Consider the following 12,896-nt stretch of genomic DNA (forward strand, 5'->3'; position numbering starts at 1 on the left):
AGGAACGGGTCAGCAAGAGTTCGGAAACGGTCGGGGATCGGCAGGCGGTGGGTCAGCGGTAGAAGCGGCCGATGCCCTCGTTCGCCACGTGGGCGGCGGCGGCGTGCCGCGGGTCGGGCGCGATCGCCTCGTGCCGGACCGCGACCTCCGCGAGCTTGATGGTGTGCTCGTCGCCGATCTCGGCGGCCCGGGCGAACACCTCGGCCACGCCCGGCGCCTCGGGCAGCGGTGCCGCAGGCCGGGGTGTGGCGTGGAACCAGTCGAGCATCCTGCGGCTGACGGCCCGGGCGACCCGGTACGACGGCAGCCGCTGCTCGTCGGGCAGGTGCTCGACGACGAGCCGTACGGCGGCCGGCCCGGTGACCGCGTGGATCAGCGGGATCGGGTGCCGCTGGGCGACGGTGGCGTAGATCCCGGAGTACTGCGCGACCAGGTCGTCCAGCGCCCGGACGACCGGCTCGCGTCCGTCGTCCCCCTCCGGCAGGACGTCTCCCGCCGCCCCGTCCGCGGTGACGCCGCCGGTGGAGTGCCGCGCGGCCCAGTAGCCGAGTCCCTGGGCGAGTTCGGCGAGTTGGAGCGTGTTCTCCTCGCCCGCGGCGGCGACGGCCCGCACCGCGTGCGCGGTGCGGATCACTCCGTGCGTCAGCATCCCCGACATGCCGGGCAGCAGCCGGGGCCACCAGCGGGCCAGCACCTCGGTCCAGGGCGCCCCGGTCAGCTCCCGCTCGAACAGCGTGGTCCAGTCGGCGACGCGGGAGAAGTTCCCGAGCGCGCCACGCCAGTCCGCCTCGTCGGCCGGGTCGATGTCCCAGCGGCGCCGGGGGACGTCGTGGTACTCCCGGTTGCGCAGGTTGTGGTCGACCCAGCCGGGCACCTCGTCGGCGTATCCCATGTGCGCCAGTGCCTCCGCGGCCATCGGCGCGTGGTTGACGAAGGACCCGCCGTGTTCGAAGCCCACTGCGCGCAGACGCTGGAGTGCCTCGCTCACGGCGTCGGTGTAGGTGAGTGCCACGTGATCAGTCCTTGATGTCGCAGACGGCGGCACCGGAGGACAGGGCCTGCCCCGCCGTGGTGGCCAGCCCCGTGACGGTGCCGGACTTGTGCGCGGTGAGCGGCTGCTCCATCTTCATCGCCTCCAGGACGACGACCAGCTCGCCCTGCTCGACCCGCTGCCCCTCCTCCACGGCGACCTTGACGACGGTCCCCTGCATCGGGGAGGTGAGCGTGTCGCCGGAGACGCCGGCGCCCGCGCCGCCGCCCGAGCTGCGGCGCCGCGGCCTGGCGGCGCCGGCCCCGACGAGGATCGGCTGCCGCTCCGGCAGCCGCCCGAGCGACGCGGGCAGGGTCACCTCCAGGCGCTTGCCGCCGACCTCCACGACGACGGTCTCGCGGCCCGGCTCGTCCTCGGCCTCCAGGTCACTGGTGGCGGTGAAGGGCTTGATCTCGTTGACGAACTCGGTCTCGATCCAGCGGGTGTGGACCGTGAACGGGTCGGTGGAGCCGGTCAGCTCGGGGGCGAAGGCCGGGTCCCTGACGACCGCGCGGTGGAACGGGATGGCCGTGGCCATGCCCTCGACCTGGAACTCCTCAAGCGCCCGCGCGGCCCGCTGCAGGGCCTCCTTGCGGGTACGGCCGGTGACGATCAGCTTCGCGAGCAGCGAGTCCCACGCCGGGCCGATCACACTGCCCGACTCCACACCCGCGTCCAGGCGGACGCCCGGACCCGACGGCGGCGCGAACAGCGTCACCGTCCCCGGCGCGGGCAGGAAGTTGCGCCCCGGGTCCTCGCCGTTGATACGGAACTCGAACGAGTGACCGCGCAGCTCCGGGTCGCCGTAGCCGAGCTCCTCGCCGTCGGCGATGCGGAACATCTCCCGCACCAGGTCGATCCCGGCGACCTCCTCGGTGACCGGGTGCTCCACCTGCAGACGGGTGTTGACCTCCAGGAAGGAGATCGTGCCGTCGAGGCCGACGAGGAACTCCACCGTGCCCGCACCGACGTACCCGGCCTCCTTCAGGATGGCCTTCGACGCCGCGTACAGCTCGTCCCGCTGCGCCTGCGACAGAAACGGCGCCGGCGCCTCCTCCACCAGCTTCTGGTGACGCCGCTGCAACGAGCAGTCCCGCGTGGACACCACCACGACGTTGCCGTGCTGGTCGGCCAGGCACTGCGTCTCCACGTGCCGGGGCCTGTCCAGGTAGCGCTCGACGAAGCACTCCCCGCGCCCGAACGCGGCCACGGCCTCGCGGACCGCGGAGTCGTACAGCTCGGGCACCTCCTCCAGCGTCCGGGCGACCTTCAGACCGCGTCCGCCACCGCCGAAGGCGGCCTTGATGGCGATCGGCAGCCCGTGCTCCTCGGCGAAGGCCACGACCTCCTGCGCGCCGCTCACCGGATCGGGCGTACCGGCGACGAGCGGGGCGCCCGCACGCTGGGCGATGTGCCGCGCCGCCACCTTGTCACCGAGGTCACGGATCGCCTGCGGCGGCGGCCCGATCCAGATCAGCCCCGCGTCCAGGACCGCCTGCGCGAACTCCGCGTTCTCCGACAGGAACCCGTAGCCCGGATGGACGGCGTCCGCCCCCGACTCACGGGCGGCCTTCAAGACCTTCTCGATGTCGAGGTAGCTGGTCGCGGGGGTGTCACCACCCAGGGCGAACGCCTCATCCGCGGCGCGGACATGCAGAGCGTCCCGGTCCGGGTCGGCGTAGACGGCCACGCTCGCGATCCCGGCGTCCCGGCAGGCCCGGGCCACGCGGACAGCGATTTCGCCACGGTTGGCGATGAGCACCCGGCGCATGTCAGGACACCCGGGCCGGTGCCGAGGGCTCGCCGGCCTGGCTGAACCGGCCGGCCGCGGTCTGCAGCGGGCCCAGCGATCCGTCGAAGAAGATCAGCGGGTCCTGGCCGTGTCCGGGGACGCCCAGCTCCACCACTTCGCCGATGACGATGTCGTGGTCGCCGGCCGCGTGCACGTCGACGGTGGTGCAGGCGATGTAGGCCAGGGCCTCGCTGAGCGCCGGCAGTCCGTCCGCGGTGAAGTGGTGCGGGACGTCCGCGAACGCGTCGGGCCGCTTGCCGGCGAAGTGACGGGCCAGCGGCTGCTGCCGCCCGGACAGGAAGTTCACGGTGAAGCCGCCGCTCTCCTGGAGCAGGCCGTGCAGCCGGGACCGCTTGTGCAGGCAGAACAGCACGAGCGGGGGTTCCAGCGAGACCGAGGTGAAGGAGTTGACGGTGGTGCCCTCGGCTCGGCCGCTCGGCCCGGTGGAGACCACCGTGACGCCGGTCGTGAACAAGCCGCACACGCGGCGCAGGCTCAACGGCTCGATGGGCTGTCGCTCAGGGGTGCGGGTCAGCGACCGCGCTGCTGCGGACATGCTCATCCCTTTCATGGGGGTGTCGTGGGTGTGCCGCGCGGGTCAGAGGAGCTTGCGAACCTTGGAGCCGGCCTTGACGATGCCGAGCAGGAACTCCCGGCCGACGCTGTTCATCTCCGACGGGGCCTGCACCGACGCCCAGAACAGGAAGCGGGCCATCGTCGGCACCGACGGGTAGATGAAGCGCTGCTTCTCGTCCTTCCAGCCGAAGACCGGGTTCACGATGGGCGAGTCGCGCAGGGTCGCGAAGATGATGTCGGCGGCCTCGTCACCGGTGAGCGCGCCCGCCTCGTACTTCTCGCAGGCCTCCGCGGTGGTCTCCAGGATCCGCTTGAAGGAGTCGGACTGCGGCCACCACAGACCCGGGTACGGGACCTGCTCCAGCTCCTCGAAGTGCTCCTTGCGGCCGTCGCGGGCGTGGGCCAGGCGGGCCCGGGTCAGGCGCATGGTGCCCGGAGTGATGAAGGAGCCCCACACCCGGAACACCGCGTTCCACAGGCGGAAGTGCGAGAAGGCGATGAAGGAGCTGTTGACCAGCTCGTCGTTGTACTGGAGCAGTCCCTGCTCCAGCCGCTCGACGTACTCGAAGCGCTCGGCGGAGAAGTCGCCGTCCTTCAGGGCCACCACCAGCCGGGAGGTCAGCGCGTCCACCACCTCGAAGGTGTTGGACAGCCCGCGCGAGTACAGCGCGTCGATGAACCCGGCCGCGTGCGACATCAGGCACCAGCGGTCGCCGATGGTCTGCTTCGAGGAGTACTGGAGCCGGTCGGTGGAGACCCACTCGCGCACCCGCGTCGCGCCGTCGAACTGGCGCTTGACCGCCGGGTACTTGTCGAGCCAGAGCTGGAACTCCTGCTCCGGGGTGAGGTCCTTGGGCTTGGGGTAGGTGCGCTCGTCGACGGTCAGGCCGACGCTGCACAGCGGGTTGCGGGACTTGTCGTGGTTGTCGAACGGGATGATCCAGAACCAGCCGCGCTCGATCATGTGGTGCAGGGTGCCGGTGTGCCAGTCGGCCGGCGGGCGCAGGTCCTTGGGGTGGCCGCTGACGTCGTCGAACCGCTTGACGCCGACGTAGTGCGTGAACATCGAACGGCTGTGGTGCTTGAAGCGGGCCGGCTTCTCCCGCAGGTCGAACTTGTCGGCGAGCGGCGAGCGGAAACCGGAGGCGTCGACCAGGTACTTCGCCCGGTACTGCTCGGGCTGGGCGCCGGGGGCGGCGCTCTTGCCGGTGACGGTCACGCCGTCGTCGTCGAAGTCCACCTCGCTCGCACGCCAGTTCTGCCGGGGCGTGCACCCGTACGTGATCGCCACGTGGAACATGAACGAGTCGCTGTCCTGGCGGTGCATGTGGCTGTTCTGGTGGAAGATCTTCGGCAGCGCCAGCTGGGTGGCCGCCCGCGGGTCGGGCTCCTGGCCCACCTCGTGCTTGATGAAGCCGAAGTGCGCCTTGGTGCCGAAGGTCGGGCCGATGTCGCGGGTGGAGGCCTGGACGCTGGCCAGGCTCTTCAGCTCGGGGATGTCGTGCCGCTCGGAGAGGATGTGGATCCACTCCACGAGCTGCGGGGTCATGGACTCGCCGACGGCGAAGCGCGGGTGGGCGGCCGCGTCGACCAGCAGAACCCGCGCACCGTGCTTGGCCAGGATCGCGCCGGTCACGGAGCCGGCCAGGCCCGACCCCAGGATGATGACGTCGAACGTCATCTCCTCGGGTATGTGTGCCGATTCCGTCGCGCCTTCGGTCATCTTCGTGACCATGAGCTGTCTCCTTCTCCGGTGGCGGAATACCGCATGAAAAAAGGCCCTCCATTCGAAGAATGAAGAGCCGTGAAAAAGGTGTGAGGTAACCGCTGAATTAAGCGTGACAGGTTTTGGCCAGAGGGTCAACCCCTGGCCGGAACAGCGGACTTGGCGTTTTCGGAAAGGCCGCTTCCGGAATGCTCGCCGGAATCAGAGGCCGGTTGCAGAAGTTTCAGCAGCAGTGTCCGCAGTTCCTCCTCGCCGCCGGGACCGAGCAATGCGGCCACGTCGTCGGCGAGTTCCTGTACGGCCGCGGTGACGACGACGAGTTTCTCCCGGCCCTCGTCGGTCACCTCGAGCGCGTACCGGCGCCGGTCGTGCGGGTCCCGGCCGCGGCGTACGAGCCCCTGCTCGACGAGTTCGTCCACGAGCTGGGACACGGCAGGCCCGGTGATCGCGAGGTGCTCCGCGAGCTGCTGCTGGGAACACGGGCCGGAGGCGACGAGCGCGGACAGGGGACCGTAGTGGCGGACGCGCAGCCCCGTGCCGGCGAGCTTGTCGTCGCCGTGCCGGCGCAGCCGGAAGTGGACCTGCGCCACCAGGTACTCGGTGCCCTGCACCAGCGGCTGCGCCGACTCGGGCAGCAGCCGGGTGAGCAGCTCGTCGAGCCGGGCGATCTCCTGGGGGGTGAGGACGGCGGTCAGGCCCGCGTCCCGCTCGGCCACGGCCCGGCGCATGGCCCCGAGGGCGTCACGGCCCCGGTCGGTCAGGGAGAGCACGTACTGGCGCCGGTTGTCGGGGTTGCGGGTGCGCCGGACCTCGCCGCGGGCCTCCAGGCGGTCGATGACCTGCACCATGATCGTGCGGTTGATGCCCAGACGCTCGGCCAGGTCGAGCTGGGACGCCCAGTCCTGGCCGGTGAGGGCGTCGAGGACGAGGAAGTCCCGGGAGTCGGTGTCGGTGCCGTCGGGGGTCGAGGAGAACTGCGCGTGGACCCGGCGCAGGAGGTAGCTGACGTAGTCCGTGAGCGACTCCGGGAGCACTCCCGGGACCTCGGCGGTCTCCTCGGCCCTGGTGAGGGGAGTCGTCGGATCCACCGGGCTCACGGGTTCCCGGACCTCTTCGCGTGCACGCCGCACAACAGCACCTCCTGCCCGAGTATAGGTGCGGTCCACCCGCCGTCCCCTCGGGTGGACCGCGGTCTGGAATCCTCAGTGGGCGTCGGCCTCCCGGACCAGCTCCAGCACCGACCGGACGCGGGCCGCCTGGCCGCCGGCCCGGAAGACACCGGTGAGCCTGAGGCCCGCCCGGGTGGCGAGGCGGGCGAGGTCCTCGACACCGCGTTCCACTCCGGCGAAGTAGGCGAGCATCCTCAGGTCCATCGCCGTCTCGGGGTTCTCGCCGGTCTCCTCGACGACCAGGATCCGGCCGCCGTCCGCGACGGCGTCGGCGCAGCGGCCCAGGATGCGCAGGGCGTCCTCGTCGGACCAGTTGTGCAGGACGGAGGAGAGGATGTAGCCGCCGCCACCGGCGGGCAGTTCGTCGAAGAAGCTGCCGTCGACGACCTCGGCCCGGTCCTGAAGGCCGAGCGCCCGGAAGTGGTCTTCCGCGCGGGCGGCGGTGGCCTTGAGGTCGACGACCGTGCCGCGCAGTGCCGGATGGGCCGTGAGCAGCCCGCCGAGCAGGACGCCGCTGCCGCCGCCGAGGTCGTAGACGTGGCCCAGTGCGGACCAGTCGTACGCGGCGGCGATCGAGGGCACGTCCCGGGCCAGGTTGTCGGCCATGATCGCGTCGAAGGACGCGGCCAGCGCCCGGTCGGCGGCCAGGTCCTCCCAGTAGGGCATGCCGTAGCGGACGGGGTACGCGGGTTCACCGGTGCGCACCACATGGGCCAGTTCGACGAGGCTGAGGTCACCGCGGCCCAGAGCTCCGTCGAGGTCGACGAGCCGGTGCTGGCCGTCGGGGTGGTCGCTGCGCAATTGCTCCCCGAGGCCGGTCAGCCCGTACGTCCCGCCGCCCGGGGTGAGGACGCCGACGGTGACGAGATGCCGCAGGACCCGCTCCAGCGCTCCGGCGTTCAGTTGCTCGGCCCGGGCGATGTCATCGGCGGTGACGCGGCCGGCGGCGATGTGGTCGGCGACCCGGTAGGTGGCGGCGACGCGCACGGCCATGGGCGTCACGAGGTCGGCGAGCTCCCACACCGCGAGGGAACGGTTCTCCGGATCGCTGTTCGACATGAGGATCTCCGCTCCCTCGTTCGTCTGCTCGGCCTGTGCGTTCCGCGAGAGGTGGGGCATCTCGGCGCCTCTTTCCGGGCTTGGGTGCGTGTGGGGGGGGAACCGGCGGCCCCGCCGCGGGGGAAGGGGCGGGGCCGCCGGAGTGCGTCACAGCGCCACGGGGGGCTGAGCCCCGTCCTGCTGCGGCTGGGGCGCCGACTTCGGCGCGGTGATCAGCGCCGTCAGCAGGGCCAGCAGGTAGAGACCGCCACCGAGCAGGAAGCCGTACGAGTAGCCGGTGGTCAGTGCGTCGGACGAGGTGGGCTCGGACTCGTTCTGCGTGATCACGGTCGCCGCCGCGGCCAGCGCCGCGAGGCCGATCGCCCCACCGATCTGCTGGGCGGTGTTGACCAGGCCGGACGCGGCACCGGTCTCCTGCGGCGCGACCCCGCGGACGCTGATGATGGTGACGGCCACGAACACCATGCCGAGGCCGAGGCCGGAGACCAGCTGTGCGGGCAGCAGCGCGACCCAGGGGTTCTGGCCCGGCGCCAGCAGGCTGAACCAGACCATGCCCAGGATGCCGACGGTCAGACCGACGGAGATCACCGTGCGCTCGGACAGCCGAGCCAGCAGCTGCGGGCCGAGGCCGCCGGCCGCGAGCAGCATGCCCACCGCGTACGGCAGGTAGGCGACGCCGGTGACCATCGGGTCGTAGCCCTTGACGACCTGCATGTAGAGGGTCAGGAAGTAGAAGGTGGCGAGCATGCCGGCGCCGACCAGGAACATCACCAGGTTGGCGCCCACGCGGCCCTTGTCGGCCAGCACGCCGCCGGGGATCATCGGCGCCTGCGCGGTGCGCTGGATGGCCACGAAGGTGATCAGCAGGACCAGCGCGACACCGAGGGAGATCAGCGTGTTGGTGTCGTCGAGGCCCTCCTCACCGGCGCGCGTGATGCCGTAGACCAGGGCGCCGAAGCCGAAGGTGGCGGTGAAGGCACCCGGCACGTCGACCTTGCCGCGCTCACGGCCGCCCTCGACGAGGACACCGGTGCCGATCAGGACGGCGAGGGCGATCGGGATGTTGACGAACATGACCCAGCGCCAGTTCAGGTACTCGGTCAGCGCCCCACCGAGCAGCAGGCCGACCACCGAGCCGAGGCCGCCCATCGCGCCGTACACACCGAGCGCCTTGTTGCGGGCCGGGCCCGCCGGGAAGGTAGTGGCCAGCAGGGACAGCGCGGTCGGCGCGGCGATGGCGGCGCCCAGACCCTGCAGCAGCCGGGCGGTGATCAGCAGTTCGCCGGTGGTGGCCAGACCGCCCAGCAGGGAGGCGGCGGTGAAGATGATCAGGCCGATCCGGAACACCAGCCGACGGCCGAACAGGTCACCGGCGCGGCCACCGGCCAGCAGCAGTCCGCCGAAGGCCAGGGCGTAGGCGGTGACGACCCAGCCGAGGCCGGCCTCGCTGAGGCCGAGGGCGCTCTGCATGCTCGGCAGCGCCACCGCCACGATCGTGTTGTCCAGGACGAGCATCAGCTGCGCTGCGGCGATCACCAGCAGCGCGAGGCCGAGCTTGCCGTCCTTCTGCGGCGGTGCCGCGGCCCTGGGGACGGCCTGGGTGCGGTCTTGCAGCGACATGAGCTCTCTCCGATGTCTCTGGGGTGAGGGGGGGGTTGCGACGGGGGCCCGGGATGCGGGAAAGCGGAAGCGCCCACGGGCGTGGAAGCCCTGTGTCAGCGGGCGGCGGAGCGGGCCTTGGTGCCCCAGATGTCCAGCGCCTCGTAGGCGGCGCGCCACTCGGTCTCGTAGGCGTTCTTCAGCTGCTCGGGCATCTTGTGCAGGATTCCGGCGAGCTTGACGGCGTCCATGTCGTCGAGCAGCCAGGGCAGGTAGTAGCGGGAGTCGTCGCCGACGCGGGTGCGCTGCTCGGTGCTGAAGGCGGCCCACTCGTCCTTGGTCATCGTGATGTCCATCAGGATCAGCGCGTCCCGCTCCTCGTGGTCGAGGTGGCCGCTGAGGCTGGTGTACAGCTGGTCGGTCAGGCCGCCCAGGCGCTCCGGACCGGAGTCCCGGTCGGCGAGGGCCGCGTCGATGTCGGCCAGCAGCGGGTCGATCACCGCGTGCTCGGCCTCCATGGCGTCCAGCAGGGCCAGCTCGTCCGGCTTGTCGGCCAGGGCCTTCTGCATCACCGGCCACACCGTCACGTCCTCCGACGTGTGGTGGATGGTCAGGAACTTCTTGAACAGCTCCCAGCCGACCGCGGTGCTCAGGACGTGACGGGGGTCCTCGTCGACCCGCGCCGTGATCCGCGCGATCCGCTCCAGCTCGCGCCGGAGGGCGTCGTGGATCGCGAACATCATCGTCATGTCGTGGTTCTTGAACTCCTGGCTCATCACTGTCTCCCTCAGTGCCTCACTGCCGTGTGCCGTACTGCGTCGGCGTAGTGCGAGAGTATCGTCAACTTGCTTATCTATCAATGACCCAACTAGCAATCAGCCAACCATCAGCCGTCCAAGCGATGGGGTGGCATGAACTGCTCATTGCAGACGCCGATGAGAAAGCGCTGGTCAGCGGGTCCCTGCGGACTCCAGGGCGGGTTCCTCGGAACCTTGGCCGGTTGTGGTGTCCACGGGCCGGGGATCGTCCACGCCCCGGCGGATCAGGTTCAGCGCGGGTGCCGTCATGGCCGTGGTGAGCAGGGCCATGAGCACCAGGATCGTGAACAGGTCGGGTCCGATGACCCCGAGGCCGAGGCCGATGTTGAGCACGACCAGTTCGGTCAGGCCGCGGCAGTTCATCAGCGCGCCGACCGACAACGCGTCCCGCCATCCCTGGCCCGACAGCCGGGCCGCGACCGAGCCGCCGCCCCACTTGCCGAGCACCGCCACGGCGAGCACGGCGCCGGCCCACAGCCACTGCGCCGACTCCCCCGCGAGCAGCGAGACGTCCGTCTTCAGGCCGGTGCTGACGAAGAACAGCGGCAGCAGCACGGGCACGGTGAAGGCGTGCACCCGGGCCGCGGTCGCCTCGATCCGCCGGCTGCCGCGCGGGGTGACCACGCCGAACAGGAACGCGCCGAACAGCGCGTGCACACCGATCCGGTCGGTGGCGTACGCGCCCAGGCACAGCCCGCTGAACAGCACCACCAGCACCACGGCGTCACCGCTGCGGCGGTCGGCGCGCGCGGCCCACCGGCGCAGCAGCGGGCGCACGACGGAGAACATGACCAGCGTGAAGGCCACGGCCAGCAGGGCCGTCGTGACCGCCTCCATCGGGGCGCCGCTGTTCGCCACCGCCACCACGGCCGCCAGCAGGCACCACGCGGTGACGTCGTCGACGGCCGCGCAGGCCATGGCGAGCGCGCCGACCGGGGTGCGGTACAGGCCGCGGTCGGTGAGGATGCGGGCCAGCACGGGGAACGCGGTGATGCTCATCGACACGGCGATGAACAGCACGAACGCCGCCTTCTCGGTGTCCTCGGGGGCGAAGTCGCCGTACATGCCGAACGCGAGCAGGGTGCCGAGCAGCAGGGGGACGGCGATGCTGGCCTGGGAGACCACGACCGCCGTTCTGCTGTGCCCGCGCAGCGACTTCAGGTCGAGTTCGAGGCCCACGAGGAACATGAACGCGAGCAGCCCGACGTTGCCCAGTACGCCGATGTACGGCAGGACGGACTGCGGGAAGAGCCACGCCTGTGCCTCGGGCCAGAGCCAGCCGAGCAGCGACGGGCCGAACAGGATGCCGACGACGATCTCGCCGACCACCGGCGGCTGACCGAGCCGCCCGAGGAGCTGGGCACCGGCCCGGCACGCGAGGATCACCGCCGGGAGGGCGACCAACAGATCGGGAAGGGGATCGGGGACAGCTGCCATCACACGTCTCTCCTGGGGGGTGGGTAGGGGGAAGCGCGCGGATGTCCTGGAGGGGTGGTGGTACGGCGACGCGGGGCGCCTCGCCGCTCGGCCGGCGCTGCCTCAGGAGCCGTACGGCCGTGCCGCCTTCGCCTCCCGCAGCGCGCGGGCCCACCACAGCAGCTGGTCGAGCATGAGCTTGGCCGCGGACTCCGCGCCCTCGGGATCGGCGGGGAAGCGGCCCTCGGCGTCGTAGTGCTCGAGGATCCTGGGGAAGGTGACGACGTCCTTCATCCCCACGCAGTGGAACTCGGCGAAGATCTGCCGCAGATGCTCGATCGCGCGCACCCCGCCGGCCGTGCCCAGCCCGTAGCCGACGAAGCCGACCGGCTTGGCCTGCCACTCGGGCTGGAAGCTGTCGATGAGGGTCTTCAGCGGGCCGGGGACGCTGCGGTTGTACTCCGGTACGACCACGACGTACGCCTCGGCCCCGGTCAGCCGGGGGCGCAGCGCCGCCGCCGTCGGGTCGTCCTCGGCGAGGCTCGCGGGCAGCAGGTGCTCGGCCACGTCGACGACGTCCAGCACCAGGTCGTCGCGGCGCGAGGCCGTCCGCGCGAACCAGCCCGCGACGTCCGGCGCGAGCCGTCCGTCCCGGGCCGAGCCGACGAGCAGCGTGACCCGCACCGGGCGGGTCACCAGTCCGGGCGTGCTCATCGCCGTCCCGCCGAACTCGGCGCGGTCACCGGCGTCAGCGCCAGGAACTCCTGGGCGTCGACCCGGGACAGGATGCGGCGGGTGAGGGCCGGCATCTTCGTGGTGCCGTCGTCGGTGAAGACGACCGGGTTGGCGACCTGGATGCGCCGGCCCCGGGTGGTGATCTCGCAACCGCCCGCCGCCAGCACGTTCTTGACCCAGTCGGAGCCGGGTCCGTACGGCAGTGTGATGACGATGTCCTCGCCGCGCCGGAACAGCTTCACCGGCGTGGCGAACTCGCGCCCCGACTTGCGGCCGCGGTGGTGCACCTTCCCGAACCCGGGCAGCCGGCTGAACAGTGGGCCCACCAGGTGGTTGGCGAACTTCCGGTTGAAGCGGGCCACTTTTCTGTCGATCGGCACGGATCTTCCCTCCCTCTGGTCTGTCGGTCGCCGCCGAACGCCGGGCGGGCGCCGGTCCGTTCGTCGACGGCCGGCGCCCGTCCCGGATCCGGGCGTGGGGGTCAGGCGGCGGGCTTGCCCGCGCCGGGGCCGCCGTTCGCGCCGGCCGGGGTCAGCGGGCCGACGGGCTTGCCGCCGGACTTCAGGAAGCGCTCCAGGCTGAAGTTGTCGACGATGCCCCAGCGCTCGGCGATCCGGTCGCCCTCGAAGCGGAACCAGATGATCGCCTGGTGCTGCACCTGCAGGCCGGTCGGCGGGATGCCGATGAACGGGCCGGTGTGCTTGCCGTGCATCACCCAGCGGATCGCGGCCTTGTCGCCCATCGAGATGAAGTCGAGGATCTCGTAGCGGATGTCGCTGAAGGCGGACTGCTGGATCTTGATGGTGTGCTTGAACGCCTCCGGACCGCGCATGGAGTCGTCGTGGCTGCCGTGATTGCGGAAGTCCGCGGTCAGGTAGCGGTCGGCAGCCGAGAGGTCGCCGAGGTCCAGGCCCTCGTGGAAGACCTTCTCGATGACTTCCCGCTGCTGCTCGGCGGTGAGCGTGGTGGGCATGCG

Annotated in this window: 12 protein-coding genes; all 12 read right to left on the reverse strand. The window is 71.2% G+C overall.

Annotated elements, in window-relative coordinates:
* Positions 1-52: 52 nt before the first annotated feature.
* The 12 genes from IPT68_RS15450 to IPT68_RS15505 all read right to left on the reverse strand — a co-directional run bounded on the left by IPT68_RS15450 (position 53) and on the right by IPT68_RS15505 (position 12,893).
* Positions 53-1,012, reverse strand: coding sequence for a questin oxidase family protein (locus tag IPT68_RS15450; RefSeq protein WP_189700484.1), 960 nt, complete (start codon positions 1,010-1,012; stop codon positions 53-55).
* A gap of 4 nt (positions 1,013-1,016) precedes the next feature.
* Complete coding sequence (locus IPT68_RS15455) at positions 1,017-2,801, reverse strand: acetyl/propionyl/methylcrotonyl-CoA carboxylase subunit alpha (RefSeq protein WP_194074095.1); 1,785 nt, start codon at positions 2,799-2,801, stop codon at positions 1,017-1,019.
* A 1-nt stretch (position 2,802) separates the two neighbouring features.
* Positions 2,803-3,378, reverse strand: a complete 576-nt coding sequence (locus IPT68_RS15460; RefSeq protein ID WP_189701625.1) for a flavin reductase family protein — start codon at positions 3,376-3,378, stop codon at positions 2,803-2,805.
* A gap of 42 nt (positions 3,379-3,420) precedes the next feature.
* On the reverse strand, positions 3,421-5,133 hold the full coding sequence (locus IPT68_RS15465; RefSeq protein WP_189701626.1) for an NAD(P)/FAD-dependent oxidoreductase: 1,713 nt from the start codon (positions 5,131-5,133) through the stop codon (positions 3,421-3,423).
* Between the two features lie 125 nt (positions 5,134-5,258).
* A complete protein-coding gene (locus IPT68_RS15470) occupies positions 5,259-6,221 on the reverse strand; it encodes a MarR family winged helix-turn-helix transcriptional regulator (protein WP_189701627.1) in 963 nt (320 codons plus the stop codon).
* 105 nt (positions 6,222-6,326) lie between these two features.
* The gene (locus IPT68_RS15475; RefSeq protein ID WP_228040475.1) at positions 6,327-7,412 is read right to left on the reverse strand and encodes a methyltransferase; all 1,086 of its coding nucleotides are present in this window, start codon (positions 7,410-7,412) and stop codon (positions 6,327-6,329) included.
* 87 nt (positions 7,413-7,499) lie between these two features.
* Positions 7,500-8,972, reverse strand: a complete 1,473-nt coding sequence (locus IPT68_RS15480; protein ID WP_189701628.1) for an MFS transporter — start codon at positions 8,970-8,972, stop codon at positions 7,500-7,502.
* 95 nt (positions 8,973-9,067) lie between these two features.
* Positions 9,068-9,727, reverse strand: coding sequence for a hemerythrin domain-containing protein (locus IPT68_RS15485; RefSeq protein ID WP_189701629.1), 660 nt, complete (start codon positions 9,725-9,727; stop codon positions 9,068-9,070).
* Between the two features lie 174 nt (positions 9,728-9,901).
* The gene (locus IPT68_RS15490) at positions 9,902-11,206 is read right to left on the reverse strand and encodes a cation:proton antiporter (protein ID WP_189701630.1); all 1,305 of its coding nucleotides are present in this window, start codon (positions 11,204-11,206) and stop codon (positions 9,902-9,904) included.
* 102 nt (positions 11,207-11,308) lie between these two features.
* Positions 11,309-11,899: an NADPH-dependent FMN reductase gene (locus IPT68_RS15495; RefSeq protein ID WP_189701631.1), complete on the reverse strand. Its 591-nt coding sequence runs from the start codon at positions 11,897-11,899 to the stop codon at positions 11,309-11,311.
* Positions 11,896-12,300 carry a nitroreductase family deazaflavin-dependent oxidoreductase gene (locus IPT68_RS15500; RefSeq protein ID WP_189701632.1) on the reverse strand — a complete coding sequence of 135 codons (405 nt, stop codon included), beginning with the start codon at positions 12,298-12,300 and terminating at the stop codon, positions 11,896-11,898. The genes IPT68_RS15495 and IPT68_RS15500 overlap by 4 nt, the downstream gene beginning before the upstream one ends.
* A gap of 101 nt (positions 12,301-12,401) precedes the next feature.
* Entirely contained in the window at positions 12,402-12,893 is a 492-nt protein-coding gene (locus tag IPT68_RS15505; RefSeq protein WP_189701633.1) for an ester cyclase, read from the reverse strand.
* Positions 12,894-12,896: the final 3 nt, after the last annotated feature.

The sequence above is a fragment of the Streptomyces chromofuscus genome (assembly GCF_015160875.1).
GTDB lineage: Bacteria > Actinomycetota > Actinomycetes > Streptomycetales > Streptomycetaceae > Streptomyces > Streptomyces chromofuscus.

Bases quoted from the DNA above. Each gene is read 5' to 3' on its own strand.
- IPT68_RS15475 (WP_228040475.1), bottom strand. From the start codon at position 7,412: ATGCCCCACCTCTCGCGGAACGCACAGGCCGAGCAGACGAACGAGGGA.
- IPT68_RS15490 (WP_189701630.1), bottom strand. From the start codon at position 11,206: ATGGCAGCTGTCCCCGATCCCCTTCCCGATCTGTTGGTCGCCCTCCCG.
- IPT68_RS15455 (WP_194074095.1), bottom strand. From the start codon at position 2,801: ATGCGCCGGGTGCTCATCGCCAACCGTGGCGAAATCGCTGTCCGCGTG.
- IPT68_RS15480 (WP_189701628.1), bottom strand. From the start codon at position 8,972: ATGTCGCTGCAAGACCGCACCCAGGCCGTCCCCAGGGCCGCGGCACCG.
- IPT68_RS15460 (WP_189701625.1), bottom strand. From the start codon at position 3,378: ATGTCCGCAGCAGCGCGGTCGCTGACCCGCACCCCTGAGCGACAGCCC.
- IPT68_RS15485 (WP_189701629.1), bottom strand. From the start codon at position 9,727: ATGAGCCAGGAGTTCAAGAACCACGACATGACGATGATGTTCGCGATC.
- IPT68_RS15505 (WP_189701633.1), bottom strand. From the start codon at position 12,893: ATGCCCACCACGCTCACCGCCGAGCAGCAGCGGGAAGTCATCGAGAAG.
- IPT68_RS15495 (WP_189701631.1), bottom strand. From the start codon at position 11,899: ATGAGCACGCCCGGACTGGTGACCCGCCCGGTGCGGGTCACGCTGCTC.
- IPT68_RS15465 (WP_189701626.1), bottom strand. From the start codon at position 5,133: ATGGTCACGAAGATGACCGAAGGCGCGACGGAATCGGCACACATACCC.